The organism is Bradyrhizobium sp. 170 (assembly GCF_023101085.1).
In the GTDB taxonomy this organism is placed as follows: domain Bacteria; phylum Pseudomonadota; class Alphaproteobacteria; order Rhizobiales; family Xanthobacteraceae; genus Bradyrhizobium.
The window spans coordinates 8005749-8025756 of record NZ_CP064703.1 but is presented as its reverse complement, the minus strand read 5'-3'; the positions used below and the strand labels follow the sequence as shown (position 1 = coordinate 8025756).

Below are 20008 nucleotides of genomic sequence, written 5' to 3'. Positions count from 1 at the left end.
CGGGATTGTGGGGACGTTCTGCCTGTGTTCGCGAGAGTTCATGATCGCCTGCACGCCAGAGGCGTAGGCTGCGCTACGGGTCAGGGACTACTGGTGAATGCTTTCTTGATTGTCTTCTTGGGGAGAGCCGACATGCCAGCCTATATCCATCATCACGATATCGAACCGGCCTTCGTCATCTGTCCGAGCTGCGTCGGAGTTCCGATGTATGTGCGCGACGTCGAGCCGCATTGGAGCATGGCGAAGATCGACTTCACGTATGAGTGCGCCGACTGCGGCGCCGAAGTTCGCCAGACCATCGTGAAGCCGCAACTGCGGCATTAGCTTGGGGAATCCGTAGGGGGCAAGGGCGCATCGCGCCGTGCCCACCTTCCCTTCGCAAAATGGACGGGGATGGTGGCACGCGCTTTGCGCCCACCCTACGCAGCAGCTTTAAACCCGCCGCACTACGGCCGGTCGGCCAGGATCGCACTCCAGCGCGTCGCGATCCCACTTTGCCGATATTGCCGCGGCCTCATAGGTGCTTTGCAGGAAATCGAGCAGCGCCTTGTCGGGATCGGTTGCCGTTCGCACGGCATCGTAGGGCAGGATGAATTCGCCCAGCGCTTCACTGAAGAAGGCCGCATTCGGTCGCACCTTCGCTGCGCGGAAACCCGGTGGCTCGGGATAGGCATACGAATAGAACGCAGGATAATCGATCGCGCCGCCGCCCGGCCAGAAGCCGGCGCTGCTGACTTCGTGTGAATAGGCTTCATGTGCGACCGCATCGGGCAGGTTCGGCACGCCGCCGGGATGGCGCGGGGCGCGGCGGCCCGAGAAGCGCGTCACCGCGAGATCGAAACTGCCCCAGAAGAAATGCACCGGGCTGGCCTTGCCGAGGAAGCCGGTTCGGAATTGCTTGAAGACGCGGTCGCAGTTGACGAGAATTTGCAGGAAGCACCCGACAGCATCGGGATCGTAGGAAGCGTGCTTGGTGTCCTCTGAAAAGCGCACCGGCTCCGGCAATTCGTTCGGCATCTCGTCGATGGCAACGGCAATGCCGAGTTCGGCAAGCGCTGCCATCGTGGCGACGTAGAAGCTGGCGACCGAATGTCCTGCTAGCGTAAATTGCTCCAGCGAGCCGTCGCTGGTTGAAATGCGCAGCGTGTGGTCAATGAAATCGAAGTCGATCTGGAACGTTCGCGCGCCGTCGGGGACCGGCGACGTCGTCAATCCGCGCGGCGTGACGTAGAGCGTCACATGCCAGGAATGATTGAGCCAGGGCGATTTGGTCAGCCGGATCTTGCCGACGATCTGGGTCCAGAGCTGCAGCGTCACACAGGTGTCACGCCACGCCGCGGTCGGCAACTCCGGCCACGGGACTTGCGAATTGTTACTCATGCCACAACCCTGCGCGTGTCTGCCGTGAAGGCAGAAGGCGTATCACGAATTCACGCGGCCTTTAAAAACCGCGCCTCACGATTTAGTGCACTCCCGGCAGCGCCGCTGTCCGCGCGAGGCGCGGTACAGGCTCCTGCACCACCAGCGCCGCGCCAGGGCCTGCAGCGGCCGGCGTGCCTGTTGAGCGAGAAAGAGAATTTCGACCATCATTGTTTCCGTCGCCCTGAGGGACGAAATAGGGCGGCATTCCCGAATGAGAATGCCGCCCATATCGCATCAGCCACGCAGTTTGTTCGCGGTCTCGGCGATCACGCGTCCTTGATAGCGCGCGCCGGCGAGTTCGTTTTCGCTGGGCTGGCGGCTGCCGTCGCCGCCGGTAATCGTGGTCGCGCCGTAGGGCGCGCCGCCGGTGACTTCGTCGAGCTTCATCTGGCCGGCGAAGCCATAGTTCAGGCCGACGATGGTCATGCCGAAATGCAGCAGGTTGGTGATGATCGAAAACAGCGTGGTTTCCTGCCCGCCATGCTGGGTCGCGGTCGAGGTAAACGCGCCGCCGACCTTGCCGTGCAGCGCGCCCTTTGCCCAGAGGCCGCCGGCCTGATCGAGGAAGTTCGCCATCTGCGACGCCATCCGGCCAAAGCGGGTGCCGGTGCCGACGATGATGGCGTCGTAATTGGTGAGGTCCTCAATCTTTGCGATCGGCGCGGCCTGATCGAGCTTGTAATAGGAAGCCTTGGCGACCGCTTCGGGCACCAGTTCCGGCACGCGCTTGATGTCGACGGCGGCGCCGGCCTTGCGTGCGCCTTCTGCGACGGCATTCGCCATCGCCTCGATGTGACCGTAGGCGGAATAATAGAGTACGAGTACTTTGGCCATGATGGCTTTCCTTTTGGGTTTGGGTTTGAGGTGCTCGAGAAAAAAATCGGTCGTCATGCCCGGCCTTGTGCCGGGCATCCACGTCTTGCTTTTGCGTCAAGGCGTGGATGGCCGGGACAAGCCCGGCCATGACGGCGGTTGGTTCGATTGACGCCCCTACGCCGCGTCGACCAGCACCAGTTCGGAATCTTCCAGCGCGGTAATCGTCAGCTTCGCCTCGTTGCGGATCGCAACACCGTCGCGGGCGTTGATGCGTACGCCGTTGACTTCGATGCTGCCGGCCGCCGGCACCAGGTAAAGGTGACGGGCTTCGTTCGGCGTATACTCCGCGCTCTCGCCGGCCTTCAGTGTGGTGGCGAGCACCCGCGCATCGGCGCGGATCGGCAGCGCATCCTTGTCGCCGGCAATACCGCTGGCGATGGTGACGAGCTTGCCGGAGCGATCCGACTTCGGAAACGGTTTCGCGCCCCAGGTCGGCTGGCCGCCCTTCGTCGTCGGCTCGATCCAGATCTGGAAGATCTTCGTCTTCGAAGCTTCCAGATTGTATTCGGAGTGACGGATGCCGCTTCCGGCGCTCATCACCTGCACGTCGCCGGCCTCCGTCCGGCCCTTGTTGCCGAGCGAGTCCTGATGCGTGATCGCGCCTTCGCGGACATAGGTGATGATTTCCATATTGGCGTGGGGATGGGCGGGAAAGCCTGAGTTCGGCGCGATCTCGTCATCGTTCCACACCCGTAAGGAGCCGTGGCCCATATTGTCGGGGTCGTAATGGCTGCCGAACGAGAAGTGATGTTTTGCCTTCAGCCAGCCGTGATCGGCGCTGCCGAGTTTTGCAAATGGTCTGAGTTCGATCATGGGATATTCCTTCGTTGAAAGTTTCTTGAATTAGGCGGCCGCGCGGCATGCGCCCGGCCTCGCTGGATTTGAATCAGGGGCCGAAGCCGCCATCGACATTGAGCACCGTGCCGGTCACGAAGGAGGCTTCGGGGCTCGCGAGGAACAGCACGCCGGCTGCGATTTCTTCCGGCTTGCCGAAGCGCTGCAGCGCGTGCTGCTTGCGCTGGAGGTCAGCAAAATCGCGGTCGTCGTCCGGGTTCATGTCGGTGTCGATCGAGCCCGGCTGCAGCACGTTGACGGTGATGCCGCGCGGTCCGAGATCGCGCGCCGCACCTTTCGTGTAGCCGACGACCGCGGCCTTGGTGGCGGCGTAGTCGGCGAGGCCGGGGAATGAAGCGCGGGTTGCGATATCGGAGCCGATCGTGACGATACGGCCGCCTTCACCCATCAGCTTTGCCGCCGCGCGGATCGCGGTGATGACGCCATCGACGTTCACGGCGCTCTGGCGGGCCAATGCCGCGGTGTCAGCGTTGGGATCGTCGACCGCGCCGCCGACGGCGACGCCGGCATTGTTGACGAGGATGTCGAGCCGGCCGAAATCCTTGGCGACGTTCTTGACCAGTTGGTCGACGTCGACGGAGGAGGCCTGGTCGGCCTTGTAGGCGCGGGCATTGACGCCCTTGGCCTTCAACTCGGCGACTACGGCTTCCGCCTTTGCGGGGGACGCCACATAGCTGATGGCGACGTTGGCGCCTTCTTCGGCGAGGGCGCGGGCAGACGCCGCGCCGATGCCGCGCGAACCGCCGGTGACGAGGGCTACCTTGCCTGAGAGCTTCTTGGTCATTGGATTTCTCCGTTGCTTGAATTCCGATGGCCTTTGGATATGCCGCCCGGCATGGTATATAAATAGAAACTATTGAAACTCATTGTTTCCAAAAATGAGCCTTGGAGGCGATCCGAATGTCAAAGCTCCCGGATTTCGAGGCGCTCGCGATTTTCGCGAAAGTCGTGGAGTTACGGTCGTTTGCAGCGGCCGCGGCCGAACTGGCGCTGTCCAAGGCCACGGTGTCCAAGGCGGTCAGCCGGCTGGAGCAGCGGCTCGGCGCGCGGCTGTTCAACCGCACCTCGCGGCGGCTGGCGCTGACCGATGCCGGGCAGCGGCTCGCCGAGCGCGCCACGCGGCTGCTCGCCGACGGCGAGGACGCCGAGAACGAAGCGTTGTCGCAATCGATGGCGCCGCGCGGGCTGGTGCGGCTCGCGGTACCGATGACGTTCGGCGTGAAAGCCGTGGCGCCGCTATTGCCGGAGTTTCTTAGCGCCTTCCCGGAAGTCTCGATCGATCTTCATCTGAGCGACGCAACGGTGGACCTGATCGGCGAAGGGTTCGATGCCGGCCTGCGCATCGCACGGCTGCCGGACTCGTCGCTGATCGCGCGGCGGCTCTGCGCGATGCCGCGCTATACGGTGGCGGCGCCGTCATACCTGAAGCGGAACGGCAGGCCGACGCATCCGATGCATCTCGCAGAGCACAAATGCTTCGGCTACGCCTATCTCTCGACGGCAGGCGTCTGGCACTACACCAATGCGGCTGGCGAGCAGGCCAGCGTCCGGCCTGCGGGCCAGCTCCGCGTCAACAATGGCGAGGCGGTGTTGCCGTCGGTCATCGCCGGCCTCGGCGTCGCCGACCTGCCGGACTTCATCGTCGGCGACGCCATTGCATCGGGCGAGGTCGAGGTGATCCTGAAAGGCTGGCACCAGCCGGAAGGCGCGGTGCATCTGGTAACCCCGCCCGGCGGCCCGCGGCCTGCGCGCGTCGAAGTGCTGGCGGAGTTTCTGGCCAGGCATTTTGCGAAGGCGAAGAAGCGAGGAAAGACTTCGTAGGGTGGGCAAAGCGAAGCGTGCCCACCGCTGATACGAACGGTCTGAAATTCGTTGAACGCACACAATGAGCATGAAGACCCGAAGTATGGTGGGCACGCTGCGCTTTGCCCACCCTACGATTTGAGGCTAGGCTGCGCCCAATAACCAAAACAAAATCACCGGGGAGAGACCACCAATGAACCGCCGCGAACTCCTGAAAGCCGCCGCTGCTCTGCCGCTGGCACAAGCTGCTCTCTCCAACACCGCCTTCGCGCAAGCCCCTTACCCCTCGCGCAACATCACCATGATCGTCCCATTCCCGCCGGGCGGCCAGGCTGATCTCGCGGCGCGGCCGATCGCGCAGGCGCTCGAGCGGATTCTCGGCAAGCCCGTGATCGTCGACAACCGCGCCGGCGGCGGCGGCGGATCGGTCGGCAATGCGGCCGCCGCGCGCGCCGAGCCCGACGGTCACACGCTGCTGATGACATTGTCCTCGCTCGCCGTATTGCCGGAAGCCGACCGGCTGTTCGATCGGCCGGTGGCGTATGAGGTCTCGCAGTTCGCGCCGATCGCGCGCGTGCTCGCCGATCCCACGTTGCTCGCCGTGCCGGCCTCGGCACCGTGGAAGACGCTGCAGGAATTCGTCGACGATGCCAAAAAACGTCCAGGACAAATTCCCTATGGCTCGTCCGGTCCCTACGGCACGCTGCATGTGGCGATGGAAATGTTCGCGGCGAGTGCCGGCATCAAGCTGCTGCACGTGCCGTTCCGCGGCGCCGGCCCCGCGCTGGCTGCGCTGCTGGGCGGAACCGTACAGGCGATGGCGTCAGCACCGGGCACGCTGAAGCAGCAGGTCGATGACGGCAAGATGCGCGTGCTCGCCAACTGGGGCGCCGTGCGCGTCAAGAGTTTCCCCGACCTGCCGACGTTCCGCGAACTCGGCTACAAGGATGTCGAGTTCTACATCTGGGCTGGACTATTCGCGCAGAGTGCGTTGCCCGCGCCGATCATGACGCGGTTGCGCGAAGCGATGGCGCAAGCGGTGAAGGCGCCGGAGGTGGTCAAGACTTTCGAAACCGCCGGAAGCCCGGTCGCCTATCAGGACGCGCCGGAATTTTCAAAATTCGTTGCGGAAGACAGCGCGCGGCTGGTCGCGGCGGTGAAGAAGATCGGCAAGGTCGAGTAGCGGAACCCGCTTCACTTTTTTTTGTTCGCACAAACGTCGCGTGGCCGCATTCATTCGTCAGGCTGAACGCCGCCGCCGCGCGGAGTTCCGCGCCAACTTGAAAATCGAAAAGAAAGGACTTGATCCATGCAAACGCAACGGATTGTCCTGGGCTTTGCCGTTGCGATCGCCGGCATCGGCGCTGTCGCCCCCGCATCTGCGCAGGAATATCGCGGAACCTGGGAACAGCAGATGGCCTGCACGCCCGACGTCTGGCGCCTCTGCGGCGATCAGATCCCCGATGTCAGCCGGATCGTGGCCTGCTTGCGGCAGAACACGCCGCAGCTCTCCAGTGGTTGCCGCGCGGTATTCGAATCGCAGGCCAATGCGCAGCAGCCAACACAGCGTGTGCCACAGCAGACGGTGCCTCGTTCGCGCGCGCCGCAACAAGTGCAGCCGCAGGCAGTGCGGCCCCAGCCGCGACCGTTCTATGAGGAGGATGAATAGGCCGGCGCTTCCTGCGCGGGCCTGATCTCGCAGACATCGACCCACTCGGCCGACGTCAGTTCCGCCATGCGCGCCGGCGTGATTTTCACCGCGCTATGCGTTGAGCCTGCGGCCGGCACCACGACATCGAACGCCTTCAGCGATACGTCGCAGTAAACCGGCAGCGGCGTCTTTAATCCGAACGGACAGACACCGCCGACTTCATGGCCAGTGATCTCGGCGACTTCCTCAAGGCCGAGCATCTTCGGCTTTCCCCCGAACAGCGCCTTCACCTTCTTGTTGTCCATCCGCGAAGTGCCGGCCGCCACGATCAACACAACGCGCTCGCCGATCCGCAAGCTCAGCGTTTTTGCGATCCGCGCCGGCTCGACGCCGTAAGCTTCGGCGGCGAGCGTGACGGTGGCGGAACTCATGCTGGATTCGATCACGGAGATATCGGGCGCCTTCTCGGCGAAGAAGGCGCGGACGGACTCAAGACTCATTTCAGGACCTTTGGGCAGACACCAGAGCGGGGAGCTCGGCAAGGCCGTGGATGCGGTGATCGGGCACGACGCCGAGTTCATCCATCTGGGTACGCAACGCCCAAAACATCGTCAATGGCGGCAGCGTCACGCTTTCGAGGCAGGCCAGCGCCATCGCTCCTGGTGTCACCCGCTCGATCCAGGCGACGTTGAGCCCGAACGCCTTGGCGCCGCAGGCGTCCCAGGGATTGGCCGAGATGAACAGCACCCCGGCCGGCGGCACGTGCAGCACCTCCTCGATCAACGCGTAAGCTTCGGGGCTGGGCTTGAAGATTTTCTTCGCATCGACGCTGATGACCGCATCGAGCAGTCGGTCGAGTCCGCTGTTGCTCACCAGCGCATCCAGCATGTCGGGGCTGCCGTTGGACAGGATCGCAAGCTTGCGATCCTTCATCGCCGAAAGCGTCGCGAGCGCATCCGGATAGAGATCGAGATGCAGGTATTTGTCGATGATGCGCGCGAACGTGTCATCGTCATATTCGAGCCCGAGGCTATCAAGCGTGTAGGCCAGCGAGTCGCGCGTCACTTCGGAGAAATCCCGGTAGTTGCGCATCAGCGAGCGCAGCCAGGTATATTCAAGCTGCTTGATGCGCCAGACCTGAGTGATGATTCCGCCATAGCCGGGAAACGCATCCTCGGTGACGTCGGCCACCGACTGGACGTCGTAGAGCGTTCCATAGGCGTCGAACACAACGGCTTTGATGGTCACTGTCATTACTCTTTGGCGCCGATCGTTGCATCGAGAAATTCGCGCAGCGCCTCGGACGATTGATCTGTCGCCGACTGGTTGAATTCGAGGTGGTGACCCTCGATCGGATTCTTTGGACCAGGCGCATCGAAAGCGTGATAGGCGCCGGGATAGACGATCAGTTTGACCGGCGCACCACGCTCCTGCCGTGAAATCCCCCAAGCGTCCCGGCCATCAACCATATTGCGGCACTCCTCGGCGGGCGTCCAGTCATCGAGTTCGCCGATCAGGATCAGCGTCGGCACTGTCATGTAGCCCTTGAAGCTGCTGCAAGGTGGATAAAAGGCGATAGCGGCCCCGAACTTGTTTGGCGATGTCTTTTCGAAGGGACCATGTTCAACCGACCTGAGCGCCGTCGCACCACCGCGCGCGAAACCCAGCAAGGCGACGCGGGCGGGATCGACGGATGGAAGGCGTACCAGAAACTTCAGGGCCCGGTAGGCGTCCCTATCCACATCATGGGGAGTGGTGTTGCGGCAGCTATTGATGCCGCGCGAACCCAAGCTATCTACCGTGAGAGTCACATAGCCCCACGCCGCGATTCGCTTTCCCCAGCGCTCGTCGGTCGGCCGCCAGTTTCCGTTGCAACTGTGCAGCAGGATGACGGCAGGCGAAGGGCGCGCGTCGGTGGTTTGCCTTAGGTAACCCTGAAGCGGGTTTGAGCTGGCGAGCGGGCTGTCGATTTCAACGACAATCGAGGGCTTTTCAGCCGCAAAGCAATCGGCCGCGCTTCCGATCAGAAGCACGGCGACGAAAGCGATATTGGCGAGCTTCGTCACAGACTATCCTCTCGCACAACAGTCCGCCTGTGATGGGACGTCGCACTATATACCCAAAATCTTCCGCGCGTTGGCCTTCAGCACCTTCGGCCGGATCTCCTCGCGGATGTCGAGTTTTGCAAAATCCGCCAGCCAGCGGTCCGGCGTGATGACCGGCCAGTCCGAGCCGAACAGCATCTTGTCCTGCAAAATCGAGTTGATGTAGCGCACCAGAATCGACGGAAAATATTTCGGCGACCAGCCGGAGAGGTCGATATAGACGTTCGGCTTGTGGGTCGCGACCGACAGCGCCTCTTCCTGCCAGGGGAAGGAAGGATGCGCGAGGATGATCTTCAGGTCGGGGAAATCCGCCGCCACATCGTCCATATACATCGGGTTGGAATATTTTAAGCGCATCCCCATGCCGCCGGGCATGCCGCTTCCAACGCCGGTCTGGCCGGTGTGAAACAGCGCGATCGCGCCGCCGTCATTGATCGCCTCGTACAGCGGATAGGCCATGCGGTCGTTGGCGTAGAAGCCCTGCATGGTCGGGTGGAATTTGAAGCCACGGACGCCGTATTCCTCCATCAGCTTCTTCGCCTCGCGCACGCCGAGCTTACCCTTGTGCGGATCGATCGAGACGAAGGGGATGAGAACGTCGAGATTGTCGGAGGCGACTTCCAGCATCTCGTAATTGTTGTAGCGGCGGAAACCGGTCTCGCGTTCGGCATCGACCGGGAAGATCACGGCCGCGATGTTTTTCGAGCGGTAATAGGCCGCGGTTTCCGGCACGGTCGGCGGATGCTTGTGCGGCGATTTGAAATAGTCGGCCATGCGCTCCTGGAAATCGTCATAGCCGTCGTCGCCATGCATGCCGCAGGGTTCTTCCGCATGGGTATGGATGTCGATCGCGACGACTTTTTCGATATCGGGCAGTTTGAGCTTGGGCATTTGGGCTTCCCCGGCGGCTTGATTTTTGGGTCTGGAAAATTGATTATACTATATAACAAATTCCGCAAGACGGCAGGAATAAAAGGCGGAAAATAAGGGAGAGTGGCATGGCGCCGGCCGAGGCCTTCGAGACCGATTTCTGGAAAGACGCCAATCTGCGCAAAGTCTGGGACGACATCGTTCCCGGCGAGCCCCGCAAGACCATTCCCTACACGCTGACCAGGGAAGCCATCGAGCTGTACTGCAAATCAGTCGGCGAGGATCATCCGATCTATTTCGATGAAGCCTATGCCAGGACCACCCGCTATGGCGGGCTGATCGCGCCGCCCTCGATCCATATCCTCCTGATGTTCTCCTGCACGCCGGCCGACGACTGGATGCGCTCGCCGGGAACCGTCAATGCCGGGCAGTCCTGGAGCTACAACCTTCCGGCAAGACCCAATGACGTCATCACCCTGCAGGCCCGCGCGCTCGACAAGTTCATCAAGCGCGAACGGCTGTTCGTGGTGCACGACAACGTCTTCTTCAACCAGCGTGGCGATGTAATCTGTTCCGGTCGCGGCTGGACGATTCGGCCGATGTGAGAGGAGGGCGATCAATGACTGCTACGTTCGACAATCTCTCCGCCGGCGACGTCATCGACGGCCCGAAATTCGCGGTCTCACGCGAATCGATCCGCCTGTTTTGCGATGCCTCGCTCGACTACAACCCGCTGCATCTCGACGACGACTACATGAAGGGCAATTTCGGCAAGACCAATTTCGGCGGCATCATCATGCACGGCATGAACAATTTCGGGCTGATCTCCCGAATGCTGACCGACTGGGCCTGCCCCGCCGGTGCGATCCACCGGCGGCTGGAGACGCGGTGGGTCAAGCCGGTCCGGCCGGGCGATACCATCCAGCCATCGGGAATCATCAAGGCCAAGCAGACGACTGAAAAATCCCGCTGGGTTTTGATCGACGTGGTGGTGAAGAACCAGCTTGCGGAGAAGGTCGCGACCGGCGAGGCCCTGGTCGAATTCCCGCGCGACCTGTTTTGCCAGTGATTCCGAATAGTTCTACGGCAGCGTGGTTTGACGCCCAGCGTTAGGTCCGGAACGGGACAGATGGGCCCGAAAACGGGCCCATTCGGATTGACATTCGGGGCCGGCATGGCTTAGAAACCGCCCCGTCCCGGGCGGTTGGCCGCTTTCGGGATAAATCCCATTTTGCCACTTTTGGGTAGCTCAGGTTCGGCCTTCAACACGGCCTTTCAAAGCATCAGGATTGTCCCATGAAGGTCCGTAACTCGTTGAAATCGCTGCGTGGTCGTCACCGCAACAACCGTCTGGTCCGCCGCAAGGGCCGGGTATACGTGATTAACAAGGTGCAGCGCCGCTTCAAGGCCCGCCAGGGTTAAGCCGCCAAGGTTTAAGCCGCCACAGCTAGCCTTGGGCGCTGAGCCGGCTTTTTCTTCCTCGTTTCACAAGTCTTTGACGACGTGCCGCTTTGCGGCTCGATTTTGCGCGTCTAGACTTGGCCCATGGATTTGAGATTCCCAGGCGCCCGTAACTGCCGGATCGTGGTCCTCGCCGCTGTCATGACAGCCGTGCCGGCGGCCGCTTTTGCCCAGAACAACACCCAGGTCGTTCCCCCGCCGAAAGCCCAAAAGAAATTGCCGGAAGCGCCGAGCAAGCTTCCCAATGTCGGGGCCGATCGCACCCGCGGGCTGGATTTCCTGTTTGGCGCGTTGAAGGCCGCCCCCGATGAAGCCAGCGCCAAGCACGTCGAGGCGCGGATCTGGGCGCTGTGGATGAAGACCCCAAGCGATACGGCTGCGCTGTTGATGCTGCGCGCCAAGGCGGCGATGGACGCGCAGAAGGTCGATGTCGCGCTGAAACTGCTCGATGCCGTCGTCAAACTGCGCCCCGACTATGTCGAGGCATGGAACCGGCGCGCGACGCTGTATTACCTGAAGAACGACTACACCCATTCGCTGGAGGACATCCGGCAGGTGCTGATCCGCGAGCCCCGGCATTTCGGCGCGCTGGCGGGGCTCGGCATGATCATGCAGGAGATCGGCGACGAAAGGCGCGCGCTGGAAGCGTTCCGCAAGGCGCTGGCCGTCAATCCGCATCTCGAAAAGGTGCCGGAACTGGTCAAGACCCTCGCCGAAAAGGTCGAAGGCCGCGATATCTGACACGCGCATGATCCGGCCCGAAGGCCGGCGTGAAGCGCAAATGCGGACACCGATAAGATCGCGCTTGATCAAGGGGATCACGGTTAACCTTGATTCCCGACGCTTTGCTTCACGCGGGAACGCCGCGCAGCTAACGCGCTATTATTGGCTGACTGCGTGACAGGAGCGAGCCATGAAATCATTGCTGCTGGCCGGCACGATCATCATTGCGACCGGAACCTGCGCTTTGGCGCAAGGCGGTTATTGGGTGGTCGGCAACCGCGCGACCAGCAAATGCGAAATTGTCACGAGCAATCCCGTCATCAACGCCCAGGTCGGCGGAAATATCTGGTTCGGATCCGGACCGTACCAATCGCTCGACGACGCCAAGCTGGCCCGTTCGACTATCCGCAGCTGCCCGGCGGTGGAAGAACCGCCCGCAGAGACGCCGGATAACAAATCCAATTAGAGCGCTTTTCGAGCCGCGTCGGGAAAACGCGTCGACCCAGGAGGCTCTAATGTACGGCGTTGCTGCCGCGGGCCATGCCGTCGAGGCCTACCGCCGCGTAGAACTGCGCCAGTTCGGCCTCAAGCTGCTCGTTTACCCGCAGCAGGGCCTTGAGTGCGCCGCGGATGTCGCCATTGCAACTCGCTACGATCTGATCGATGGCGGCTTCGCTTGCGTCGGAAATCATGAGCAGTCCTCCGATGATACGCTGGAACAATTTGTAGTGAGCGCCCCTGTTCCTGTGGATGTTGGGTACAATGCAGGCGCCCGACTAACCCCCCAATCAGGCACGCGCACACATGGCGAAAGTGTCAGCGTCACTGTACAAATTTGACGATGACATCATTATGACCCCGCTATCCACAGGGGCGGGGCCCTGTGGACAACCCCCGAAACCTGCTTCCATCCGGGCCGTAGCTCGCTGGTGCAGAAAATCAGCCGGAAATCCTCGATGGTGGTAGTCATTGTAGTGGCGGCGCTGGCGGTGCTGGCGTTGGTCACGCAAGCCGGCGTGTTTCTGGCGCAGCGGGCCCATCCTCCCCAGGGCAGGATGGTCGAGGTGGCGGGCGGAACCCTGCACATCCTCGATATCGGCCCGCGCGATGCGGCCGGTCCCCCGATCGTGATGCTCCATGGCGCAAGTTCCAATCTCGAGGTGATGCGGCAGCCGGTCGGCGAGCGGCTGGCCAGAAGGCACCGCGTGATTCTGATCGACCGTCCCGGGCATGGCTGGAGCACGCGCCTCCGGCTTGAGGACTCCACCCCGGAAATCCAGGCCCGCATGATCGCCGACGCGCTGGCAAAGCTCGGTGTCAGCAGCGCGATCTTTGTGGTGCATTCCTGGGCCGGCGCGCTGGGGGCGCGGATTGCGCTGGATTACCCGCAAGCCGTCGCTGGTCTCGTGATGCTGGCGCCGGTGGCCTATCCGTGGCCCGGCGGCGTCGGGCGTTACAACAGGCTGATCGCCACGCCGGTGATCGGACCGCTATTCGCCTACACCATCACGCTGCCGCTCGGCCTCCTGCTGGCGGAACCGGGTGTGCGCGGCGTCTTCCTGCCGCAGACGATGCCGGACGGCTTTGTCAAAAACACCGCCACGCCGCTGTTGCTGCGGCCGCGCGAATTCATCGCCAACGCGCAAGACCTCGTGACGCTCAAGGCGGCGGTCGTCGAGCAGGCGCCGCGCTACGGCGAGATCAAGGCGCCGATCACGATCATCTCGGGTGATGAATCCGACAAGACGGTCTCGACCAGAATTCACTCGCGGCCGCTCGCCGCCACAGCGCCAAACGCGAAACTGATCGTCCTGCCGGGCGTCGGTCACATGGTCCAGCAAGCGGCGCCAGATCTCGTCGTTGCGGAAGTGGAAGCGATGATATCAGGGACGGCGCCGGGTGCGGAAGCGGCGGCGGCCCATTGAGGCGTGCGCGAGCCCGGCTTCTGTTGACGCGCGTTCTTGCGCGATCAAGGATGACGGTGACGCCGCACGTGACCTGACGGCCGCGGATGGGATATGATCGGTGGGCGCGGGATTCCGCTGCTCGTCCCGCCGTGGATGAACCTTAAGAGTCGCGTTATCGGGCAGCCGACCTTCGAGGGAGAGCGCCATGTACGCCGCCATTCGTCAGGGCAAGGCCAAGGCCGGCAAGGCCGAAGAGCTCATACGCAGGATCAAGGAAGGCGCGATTCCCGTCATCAGCGGGGTCGACGGATTCATGGGCTATTACGTGGTCTATGCGCCCGATGACACGGTGATCGCGATCAGCCTGTTCAACAATTTCGCGGCTGCCGAAGAATCCAACAAGCGCGCGCTGGCGTGGATCGAGCATGATCTGGCGCCGCTGTTGACCGGGCCGGCCACCGCAATGGCCGGACCCGTGATCGTGCACACGCTGGCTTGATGCAGCGGTCGCTCCTGGTGAGGAGCGCGGCTCCGCAACGCGTGCAGAGCCGCTGGCAACCTCACTTCGTCTTGCCGTCCTTGTCGAACGAGGCGACATAGGCCCAGAGGTCGCCGGCCTCTTTCTCGTTCTTGATTCCGGCGAAGACCATCTTGGTGGCGGGAATCTTCGCCTTCGGGTCCTTGATGTATTCGAGGAACACGTCCTTGTTCCAGGTGATGCCGGAATTCTTGTTGGCGTCGGAGTAATTATAGCCCTCGACGGTGCCGGACTTGCGGCCGTCGAGCCCGTTCAGCACCGGGCCGACCTTGTTCTTGGCGCCCTCGCCGATCGCGTGGCAGGCCAGGCATTTGTTGAACGAGGACTTGCCGGCGGCAGCGTCCTGCGCCAGCGCGCCCGTTGCTGTGGCCAAAGAGGTAACGACAACCAGCGCGCTCAAAGTCGATGTTTTCATGTGGTGCTCTTCGTTTCTTCCCGGGTAGAGAGGCGGATTTCTTGTGGCAGGACCGCTTGAATTGGACAAGCCACGAAACTTTGACAGTTTTGCCCATGGCCGGCTTGCCCCAGAGAGAACTCATCGTTCGGAGGGACGGCAATCCAACTTTCGGATGGCCTACCCAAACCTTGGTAGACGTGCTTGATTTGGCATCACAAATTCGTTCGCGAGGCTTTGAGGATACGTATGGCCATCATGATGCCGGCTTCCGATCAGGCGGTCCTGGATCGCCGTGACGCCATCGTCACAGCCCTGCGTGCGATCGTGCCGGGCGAGGGCGTGATCGACAGCGCGGCCGAAATGCTGCCCTACGAGTCCGATGGCCTGATGGCGTACCGCCAGCCGCCGATGGTCGTGGTGCTGCCCGACACCACCGAGCAGGTCTCGCAGGTCCTGAAATACTGCTTCGAGCAGGGCATCAAGGTCGTGCCGCGCGGTTCCGGCACCTCGCTATCGGGCGGCGCGCTGCCGCTGGCCGACGGCGTGCTGCTGGGGCTCGGCAAGTTCAAGCGCATCCGCGAGATCGATTTCGACAATCGCGTGGTGGTAACCGAACCCGGCGTCACCAACCTCGCCATCAGCCAGGCGGTGGCGCATGCCGGATTCTATTATGCGCCCGACCCGTCGTCGCAGATCGCCTGCTCGATCGGCGGCAATGTCGCGGAAAATTCCGGCGGGGTGCATTGCCTGAAATACGGCATGACCACCAACAACGTGCTGGGCTGCGAAATCGTGCTGATGTCCGGCGAGATCCTGCGGATCGGCGGCAAGGCGGCGGAGAACTCAGGCTACGACCTGATGGGCATCATCACCGGCTCGGAAGGGCTGCTCGGCGTCATCACCGAGATCACGGTGCGGATCCTGCAGAAGCCGGAGACGGCCCGCGCCCTGATGGTGGGGTTCGCCGAGGTCGAGCCCGCCGGCGAATGCGTGGCTGCCATCATCGGCGCCGGCATCATTCCAGGCGGCATGGAGATGATGGACAAGCCCGCGATCCACGCCGCCGAAGCTTTTGTTCACGCCGGCTATCCGCTCGATGTCGAGGCGCTTCTGATCATCGAACTCGATGGCCCTAGCGTCGAGGTCGACGAACTGATCAAGCGCGTCGAGGCGATCGCGCAAGGCTGCGGCTCGACGACCTGCCAGATCTCCACCAGCGAGGCCGAACGCAATCTGTTCTGGGCCGGCCGCAAGGCGGCATTCCCGGCGGTGGGCCGGATTTCGCCCGACTATCTCTGCATGGACGGCACCATTCCGCGCGGCGCGCTGCCGAAGGCGCTCGCGCGAATCCGCGACCTCTCGGCGAAATACGATCTGCGCGTCGCCAACGTGTTTCACGCGGGCGACGGCAATTTGCACCCCTTGATCCTTTATGACGCCAACCAGCCGGGCGAGATCGAGCGGGCGGAGGCGTTCGGCGCCGACATCCTGCGCGCCTGCGTCGAATTCGGCGGCGTGCTCACCGGCGAACACGGCGTCGGCATCGAGAAGCGCGACCTGATGCCGGAAATGTTTTCCGAGATCGATCTCAACCAGCAGCAGCGGCTGAAATGCGCGTTCGATGCGCAGGGGCTGCTAAACCCGGGAAAGGTGTTTCCGACGCTGCACCGCTGCGCCGAACTCGGCCGCATGCATGTGCACGGCGGCAGACTGGCGTTTCCGGATATTCCGAGATTTTGAGCATGGACTTCGCCAATTTTTCAATCGTCATACCCCGCGAAGGCGGGGTATCCAGTACGCCGCGCCGCAGATTTTCGTCCTCGGCTCCTGCGATTACTGGATCGTCCGCCCGGTGCGCAATTGCGCACAAGGCGGACGATGACGACAGAGTTCGGGTTTGAAAGCGTGGATACGCTCAAAGTACGAGACGCCAAAGACGTCGAAGAGGTGGTGCGCGCGGCGATTGCCAGCGAGCAGCCGCTGGAGATCATTGGCCATGGCACCAGGCGCGCGATCGGCCATCCGATGGCGACCAACGCTGTGCTTGATGTGTCGGCGCTGAACGCCGTCTCCGCCTACGAGCCGAACGAGCTGATCATCACGGTGCAGGCCGGCGCGCCGCTTGCCGACGTGCAGTCGCTGATCGATTCCAAGAACCAGCAATTCGCCTTCGAGCCGATGGATACCTCCGCGCTGCTGGGCGTATCCGGCAACGGCACCATCGGCGGCATGATCGGGGCGGGGCTCGCCGGTCCCCGCCGCATCAAGGCCGGCGGCGCCCGCGATCATCTGCTCGGCGCGCATGCGGTGTCCGGCTTTGGCGACAGTTTTAAAACCGGGGGCAGGGTGGTGAAGAATGTCACCGGATATGATCTCTGCAAGCTGTTGGCGGGGTCGTGGGGCACGCTGGCCGTGATGACGGAAGTCACCCTCAAGGTGATGCCTAGACCTGAGAGCGAGCGCACGCTGGTGCTAAGCGGGCTGGACGATGTGAGCGCGAACCGGGCAATGACCGCAGCACTTGGCTCGCCCTACGACGTCTCGGGCGCGGCGCACCTGCCGAACTCGGCATTCCGGCCCGCCACCGGCGAGCTCGCGGGGTTTTCGACGCAGGGGCGGGCGGCCACGATGCTGCGGCTCGAAGGCATTGCCGCCTCGGTGGCGGATCGCGCCAATTCGCTGGCCAGGACGCTTGCGCCATTCGGGTCGGTGGACATGCTGCAGGACGGCGCCTCGGCTGCGGCGTGGAGTGCCATCCGCGACGTCGAACCCTTCGCCGCCAGCGGCGCGCTCGGTGCGTGGCCGGTGTGGCGGATCGTCTGTCCGCCGGCTTCCGGCGGCGCGCTCGGCCAGGCGCTGGCGCGCGACACCGGGGGCGATGTGATCTACGACTGGGGCGGCGGCCTGATCTGGGCGGCATTGCCGCCCAAGCCGGATGCGCTAGCCGCCCTGGTGCGCCAGCGCGTCGAGGCGGCCGGCGGCCACGCGGCGCTGATCCGGGCGTCCGAGCAGACCAGGCGAAATGTCGACGTCTTCCATCCGCAGGCTGCAGGCCTAGCCGCGCTGAGCCAGCGCGTGCGCCACAGCTTCGATCCCAAGATCATCCTCAACCGCGGCCGGATGGTGCGGGGGCCCGCGTCATGAAAACCGAATTCTCGCTCGCCCAGCTCGCCGACCCTGATATCGCCGAAGCCGACAAGATCCTGCGCGCCTGCGTGCATTGCGGCTTCTGCACCGCGACCTGTCCGACCTATGTGCTGCTCGGCGACGAGCTCGATAGCCCGCGCGGTCGCATCTATTTGATCAAGGAGATGCTGGAAAAGGACAAGCCGCCGACCGCGGAGGTGGTCAAGCATATCGACCGCTGCCTCTCCTGCCTCGCCTGCATGACGACCTGTCCGTCGGGCGTGCACTACATGCACCTGGTCGATCAGGCACGAGTCCGGATCGAGCGGGACTATTCGCGGCCGCTGACCGAGCGGGCGTTGCGCGCGGTGCTGGCGCTGGTGTTGCCGCGGCCAAAGCTGTTTCGCGCCAGCATGATCATGGCGCGGTTCGCCCGGCCTTTTGCGGCCCTGCTGCCGGCGTCAAAGGCGGCGGCGACGCCCGGTCTGTTGCGGCGGATCAAGGCGATGCTGGCGCTCGCGCCGAACGGCCTCCCGGCGCCGGGACCCTCGGGCGGCAGCGTCTTTGCGGCCACGGGCGAGCGGCGCGGGCGGGTCGCGCTGCTGCAGGGCTGCGCCCAGCAGGTGCTGGCGCCGCGCATCAACCAGGCCGCCATCAATCTCCTGACGCGCCACGGCATCGAGGTCGTCCTGGTCAAGGACGAGCAATGCTGCGGCGCGCTCACCCATCACCTCGGGCAGGATGGCGACGCGCTGGCGCGGGCCCGCGCCAACATCAACGTGTGGAAAAAGGAAGCGGAACAAGGTGGCCTCGACGCCATCCTGATTACGGCATCGGGCTGCGGCACGGTCATCAAGGACTATGGTTTCATGCTGCGCGAGGATCGCGATTTCGCTGGCCCTGCAGCGCAAATCTCCGCGCTGGCAAAGGATATCACGGAGTTTCTCGCCGGCATTGAGCTCGCGCCAACGACACAAAAAGGCGACGTCACAATCGCCTATCACTCGGCTTGTTCGCTGCAGCACGGACAGAAAATCACAGGCCTTCCGAAAGAATTGCTTTCCAAGAATGGATTCGTGGTGAAAGATGTGCCTGAGAGCCATTTGTGTTGCGGTTCGGCGGGGACCTACAACATTCTCCAGCCCGACATTGCGAGCAGATTGCGCGATCGGAAGATCGCCAATCTTGCGACAGTCAAACCGGACATGATCGCTGCAGGCAATATTGGATGCATGGTTCAAATTGCCGGCGGTACGTCAGTTCCTGTGGTGCACACGATTGAGCTTCTCGATTGGGCGACAGGAGGTCCAAAGCCTGGATCGATCGGCCAGGGATTGAATTGATCGATCGGCCTAAGGGCGCGATCCGGAACGTCTGCCCCCGCGTGTGGATGGCGGGATCGGCATCCGGTTTCCTCGGGACAAACGCGCAGCGTTTGTCCGGAGATCGCGCCCGGACAAGGGATGGAGCGGGAGGGCACTTCGAAGAAGTGTCGCCCCGGTCTGGCCCACGGACTATTCGAAGCGCTCGACAGACATGGACAGCGGCAACAGGAGGACCAGATGGCGAAGAAGAGTAAGAAGGGCAAGAAGGCTAAAAAGGCCAAGAAGGCCGTAGTGGCGAAGAAGAAGAAGTCCGCCAGGAAGGCGTCGAAGAAGGCCGCGAAGAAATCGGCAAAGAAGGCTGTCAAGAAGGGCGCAAAGAAATCCGCCAAGAAGGCCGCCAAGAAGTCAAAGGCTGCGGCACCGAAGAAGGCCGCAAAGAAGAGCCCGGCGAAGAAGAGGAAGGCGGCTGCCAAGCCCGCCGCTCCCAAGGCGGAGCCCGCGATGGCGGCGCCCGAGCCGGAGCCCGCCCCCGCACCGAGCTGGGCTACCCCGGAGCCGTCCACACCCTCATGGGGATCCGGCTCGTCCAACGGCGGCGACCATAACTAGACGGTCGCCTGCTGGAAACAATTTCTCGGAAAGGCCGCAGCATCCAGCGCTGCGGCCTTTTTCGTGTGTCCCGAGTTCGTGAGGTCTGTCCGAGGCGACCGGAGCCGTATTTTCACGGGAAGGTTGATTCGCAAAAACGCGTCCTGCGGCACGTCGCCCGCCGTTGCCTTTTCCGGTTTCAGTTGCCGCCGGCGGCACCAAAACCCCCAAAATTGTTGTGAGAATGCAACACATGCGGAGAAGATTTATCGAAACCGCCCGAACGCCTAAAAAGGCGGCACATGCTTGCCTTTTTTGCTTCACGATCGTGACGCCGCACACCACTGTGTGACCACGTTAA

The 20008-nt window shown here is 62.9% G+C and carries 25 protein-coding genes; 15 read left to right on the top strand and 10 right to left on the bottom strand.

Going from position 1 to position 20008, the window contains the following annotated elements; translation table 11 throughout:
• The first annotated feature begins 132 nt into the window (after positions 1 to 132).
• Positions 133 to 324, top strand: coding sequence for a hypothetical protein (locus tag IVB05_RS37815; protein ID WP_247781186.1), 192 nt, complete (start codon positions 133 to 135; stop codon positions 322 to 324).
• Positions 325 to 432: 108 nt separating this feature from the next.
• On the opposite strand, the gene IVB05_RS37810 is transcribed toward IVB05_RS37815, so the two are convergent.
• The 4 genes from IVB05_RS37810 to IVB05_RS37795 form a co-directional block, all read right to left on the bottom strand.
• Positions 433 to 1380, bottom strand: coding sequence for a DUF5996 family protein (locus IVB05_RS37810; protein ID WP_247781185.1), 948 nt, complete (start codon positions 1378 to 1380; stop codon positions 433 to 435).
• Positions 1381 to 1656: 276 nt separating this feature from the next.
• Entirely contained in the window at positions 1657 to 2256 is a 600-nt protein-coding gene (gene wrbA, locus IVB05_RS37805) for an NAD(P)H:quinone oxidoreductase (protein WP_247781184.1), read from the bottom strand.
• 156 nt (positions 2257 to 2412) lie between these two features.
• Positions 2413 to 3111: a pirin family protein gene (locus IVB05_RS37800; RefSeq protein ID WP_247781183.1), complete on the bottom strand. Its 699-nt coding sequence runs from the start codon at positions 3109 to 3111 to the stop codon at positions 2413 to 2415.
• A 73-nt stretch (positions 3112 to 3184) separates the two neighbouring features.
• Positions 3185 to 3937, bottom strand: a complete 753-nt coding sequence (locus IVB05_RS37795; protein WP_247781182.1) for a 3-oxoacyl-ACP reductase family protein — start codon at positions 3935 to 3937, stop codon at positions 3185 to 3187.
• A 116-nt stretch (positions 3938 to 4053) separates the two neighbouring features.
• Between IVB05_RS37795 and IVB05_RS37790 the strand changes: the two genes are divergently transcribed.
• The 3 genes from IVB05_RS37790 (at position 4054) to IVB05_RS37780 (ending at position 6625) form a co-directional block, all read left to right on the top strand.
• Complete coding sequence (locus IVB05_RS37790; protein WP_247781181.1) at positions 4054 to 4974, top strand: LysR family transcriptional regulator; 921 nt, start codon at positions 4054 to 4056, stop codon at positions 4972 to 4974.
• Between the two features lie 175 nt (positions 4975 to 5149).
• Complete coding sequence (locus IVB05_RS37785; RefSeq protein ID WP_247781180.1) at positions 5150 to 6139, top strand: tripartite tricarboxylate transporter substrate binding protein; 990 nt, start codon at positions 5150 to 5152, stop codon at positions 6137 to 6139.
• Positions 6140 to 6265: 126 nt separating this feature from the next.
• Positions 6266 to 6625 carry a hypothetical protein gene (locus IVB05_RS37780; protein WP_247781179.1) on the top strand — a complete coding sequence of 120 codons (360 nt, stop codon included), beginning with the start codon at positions 6266 to 6268 and terminating at the stop codon, positions 6623 to 6625.
• Here the strand turns inward: IVB05_RS37780 and IVB05_RS37775 are convergent.
• From IVB05_RS37775 to IVB05_RS37760, 4 genes are read right to left on the bottom strand one after another with little or no spacing between them, the layout of a single operon-like run.
• Positions 6607 to 7107 carry a YbaK/EbsC family protein gene (locus IVB05_RS37775; protein WP_247781178.1) on the bottom strand — a complete coding sequence of 167 codons (501 nt, stop codon included), beginning with the start codon at positions 7105 to 7107 and terminating at the stop codon, positions 6607 to 6609. The two genes, IVB05_RS37780 and IVB05_RS37775, sit on opposite strands and share 19 nt — an antisense overlap.
• A gap of 1 nt (position 7108) precedes the next feature.
• Positions 7109 to 7855: a haloacid dehalogenase type II gene (locus IVB05_RS37770; protein WP_247781177.1), complete on the bottom strand. Its 747-nt coding sequence runs from the start codon at positions 7853 to 7855 to the stop codon at positions 7109 to 7111.
• A 5-nt stretch (positions 7856 to 7860) separates the two neighbouring features.
• Entirely contained in the window at positions 7861 to 8673 is an 813-nt protein-coding gene (locus IVB05_RS37765) for a dienelactone hydrolase family protein (RefSeq protein WP_247781176.1), read from the bottom strand.
• 45 nt (positions 8674 to 8718) lie between these two features.
• Complete coding sequence (locus IVB05_RS37760; RefSeq protein ID WP_247781175.1) at positions 8719 to 9603, bottom strand: amidohydrolase family protein; 885 nt, start codon at positions 9601 to 9603, stop codon at positions 8719 to 8721.
• 107 nt (positions 9604 to 9710) lie between these two features.
• Here IVB05_RS37760 and IVB05_RS37755 point away from each other — a divergent pair, with 107 nt between their 5' ends.
• From IVB05_RS37755 to IVB05_RS37735, 5 genes are all read left to right on the top strand, one after another.
• The gene (locus IVB05_RS37755) at positions 9711 to 10187 is read left to right on the top strand and encodes a MaoC family dehydratase N-terminal domain-containing protein (RefSeq protein WP_247781174.1); all 477 of its coding nucleotides are present in this window, start codon (positions 9711 to 9713) and stop codon (positions 10185 to 10187) included.
• Between the two features lie 14 nt (positions 10188 to 10201).
• Positions 10202 to 10651 carry a MaoC family dehydratase gene (locus IVB05_RS37750; protein WP_247781173.1) on the top strand — a complete coding sequence of 150 codons (450 nt, stop codon included), beginning with the start codon at positions 10202 to 10204 and terminating at the stop codon, positions 10649 to 10651.
• Between the two features lie 227 nt (positions 10652 to 10878).
• Positions 10879 to 11004: a type B 50S ribosomal protein L36 gene (ykgO, locus tag IVB05_RS37745; protein WP_002718645.1), complete on the top strand. Its 126-nt coding sequence runs from the start codon at positions 10879 to 10881 to the stop codon at positions 11002 to 11004.
• 123 nt (positions 11005 to 11127) lie between these two features.
• Positions 11128 to 11784, top strand: coding sequence for a tetratricopeptide repeat protein (locus IVB05_RS37740; protein ID WP_247781172.1), 657 nt, complete (start codon positions 11128 to 11130; stop codon positions 11782 to 11784).
• 172 nt (positions 11785 to 11956) lie between these two features.
• Positions 11957 to 12232 carry a hypothetical protein gene (locus tag IVB05_RS37735; protein ID WP_247781171.1) on the top strand — a complete coding sequence of 92 codons (276 nt, stop codon included), beginning with the start codon at positions 11957 to 11959 and terminating at the stop codon, positions 12230 to 12232.
• Positions 12233 to 12278: 46 nt separating this feature from the next.
• On the opposite strand, the gene IVB05_RS37730 is transcribed toward IVB05_RS37735, so the two are convergent.
• Positions 12279 to 12458, bottom strand: coding sequence for a hypothetical protein (locus IVB05_RS37730; RefSeq protein WP_212417885.1), 180 nt, complete (start codon positions 12456 to 12458; stop codon positions 12279 to 12281).
• Between the two features lie 264 nt (positions 12459 to 12722).
• Here IVB05_RS37730 and IVB05_RS37725 point away from each other — a divergent pair, with 264 nt between their 5' ends.
• Positions 12723 to 13691 (top strand): alpha/beta hydrolase, encoded by a 969-nt coding sequence (locus tag IVB05_RS37725; protein WP_247781170.1) that lies wholly within the window; start codon positions 12723 to 12725, stop codon positions 13689 to 13691.
• A gap of 187 nt (positions 13692 to 13878) precedes the next feature.
• Positions 13879 to 14172, top strand: a complete 294-nt coding sequence (locus IVB05_RS37720; protein WP_247781169.1) for an antibiotic biosynthesis monooxygenase — start codon at positions 13879 to 13881, stop codon at positions 14170 to 14172.
• A gap of 61 nt (positions 14173 to 14233) precedes the next feature.
• Here the strand turns inward: IVB05_RS37720 and cycA are convergent, their stop codons facing one another.
• Positions 14234 to 14626 carry a cytochrome c-550 CycA gene (gene cycA, locus IVB05_RS37715; RefSeq protein WP_247781168.1) on the bottom strand — a complete coding sequence of 131 codons (393 nt, stop codon included), beginning with the start codon at positions 14624 to 14626 and terminating at the stop codon, positions 14234 to 14236.
• A 228-nt stretch (positions 14627 to 14854) separates the two neighbouring features.
• Between cycA and IVB05_RS37710 the strand changes: the two genes are divergently transcribed.
• From IVB05_RS37710 to IVB05_RS37695, 4 genes are all read left to right on the top strand, one after another.
• Positions 14855 to 16348, top strand: a complete 1494-nt coding sequence (locus IVB05_RS37710) for an FAD-linked oxidase C-terminal domain-containing protein (RefSeq protein WP_247781167.1) — start codon at positions 14855 to 14857, stop codon at positions 16346 to 16348.
• Positions 16349 to 16513: 165 nt separating this feature from the next.
• Entirely contained in the window at positions 16514 to 17752 is a 1239-nt protein-coding gene (locus IVB05_RS37705) for an FAD-binding protein (RefSeq protein ID WP_247787286.1), read from the top strand.
• Positions 17749 to 19077 (top strand): glycolate oxidase subunit GlcF, encoded by a 1329-nt coding sequence (glcF, locus tag IVB05_RS37700; protein ID WP_247781166.1) that lies wholly within the window; start codon positions 17749 to 17751, stop codon positions 19075 to 19077. The genes IVB05_RS37705 and glcF overlap by 4 nt, the downstream gene beginning before the upstream one ends.
• A gap of 219 nt (positions 19078 to 19296) precedes the next feature.
• Positions 19297 to 19668: a histone gene (locus IVB05_RS37695; RefSeq protein ID WP_247781165.1), complete on the top strand. Its 372-nt coding sequence runs from the start codon at positions 19297 to 19299 to the stop codon at positions 19666 to 19668.
• The last annotated feature ends 340 nt before the right edge of the window (positions 19669 to 20008 follow it).

Bases quoted from the DNA above. Each gene is read 5' to 3' on its own strand.
- IVB05_RS37790 (WP_247781181.1), top strand. From the start codon at position 4,054: ATGTCAAAGCTCCCGGATTTCGAGGCGCTCGCGATTTTCGCGAAAGTC.
- IVB05_RS37710 (WP_247781167.1), top strand. From the start codon at position 14,855: ATGGCCATCATGATGCCGGCTTCCGATCAGGCGGTCCTGGATCGCCGT.
- IVB05_RS37740 (WP_247781172.1), top strand. From the start codon at position 11,128: ATGGATTTGAGATTCCCAGGCGCCCGTAACTGCCGGATCGTGGTCCTC.
- IVB05_RS37695 (WP_247781165.1), top strand. From the start codon at position 19,297: ATGGCGAAGAAGAGTAAGAAGGGCAAGAAGGCTAAAAAGGCCAAGAAG.
- glcF (WP_247781166.1), top strand. From the start codon at position 17,749: ATGAAAACCGAATTCTCGCTCGCCCAGCTCGCCGACCCTGATATCGCC.
- IVB05_RS37785 (WP_247781180.1), top strand. From the start codon at position 5,150: ATGAACCGCCGCGAACTCCTGAAAGCCGCCGCTGCTCTGCCGCTGGCA.
- IVB05_RS37780 (WP_247781179.1), top strand. From the start codon at position 6,266: ATGCAAACGCAACGGATTGTCCTGGGCTTTGCCGTTGCGATCGCCGGC.
- IVB05_RS37760 (WP_247781175.1), bottom strand. From the start codon at position 9,603: ATGCCCAAGCTCAAACTGCCCGATATCGAAAAAGTCGTCGCGATCGAC.
- wrbA (WP_247781184.1), bottom strand. From the start codon at position 2,256: ATGGCCAAAGTACTCGTACTCTATTATTCCGCCTACGGTCACATCGAG.
- cycA (WP_247781168.1), bottom strand. From the start codon at position 14,626: ATGAAAACATCGACTTTGAGCGCGCTGGTTGTCGTTACCTCTTTGGCC.
- IVB05_RS37735 (WP_247781171.1), top strand. From the start codon at position 11,957: ATGAAATCATTGCTGCTGGCCGGCACGATCATCATTGCGACCGGAACC.
- IVB05_RS37810 (WP_247781185.1), bottom strand. From the start codon at position 1,380: ATGAGTAACAATTCGCAAGTCCCGTGGCCGGAGTTGCCGACCGCGGCG.
- IVB05_RS37750 (WP_247781173.1), top strand. From the start codon at position 10,202: ATGACTGCTACGTTCGACAATCTCTCCGCCGGCGACGTCATCGACGGC.
- IVB05_RS37720 (WP_247781169.1), top strand. From the start codon at position 13,879: ATGTACGCCGCCATTCGTCAGGGCAAGGCCAAGGCCGGCAAGGCCGAA.
- IVB05_RS37725 (WP_247781170.1), top strand. From the start codon at position 12,723: ATGGTGGTAGTCATTGTAGTGGCGGCGCTGGCGGTGCTGGCGTTGGTC.
- IVB05_RS37730 (WP_212417885.1), bottom strand. From the start codon at position 12,458: ATGATTTCCGACGCAAGCGAAGCCGCCATCGATCAGATCGTAGCGAGT.
- IVB05_RS37800 (WP_247781183.1), bottom strand. From the start codon at position 3,111: ATGATCGAACTCAGACCATTTGCAAAACTCGGCAGCGCCGATCACGGC.
- ykgO (WP_002718645.1), top strand. From the start codon at position 10,879: ATGAAGGTCCGTAACTCGTTGAAATCGCTGCGTGGTCGTCACCGCAAC.
- IVB05_RS37795 (WP_247781182.1), bottom strand. From the start codon at position 3,937: ATGACCAAGAAGCTCTCAGGCAAGGTAGCCCTCGTCACCGGCGGTTCG.
- IVB05_RS37775 (WP_247781178.1), bottom strand. From the start codon at position 7,107: ATGAGTCTTGAGTCCGTCCGCGCCTTCTTCGCCGAGAAGGCGCCCGAT.
- IVB05_RS37815 (WP_247781186.1), top strand. From the start codon at position 133: ATGCCAGCCTATATCCATCATCACGATATCGAACCGGCCTTCGTCATC.
- IVB05_RS37755 (WP_247781174.1), top strand. From the start codon at position 9,711: ATGGCGCCGGCCGAGGCCTTCGAGACCGATTTCTGGAAAGACGCCAAT.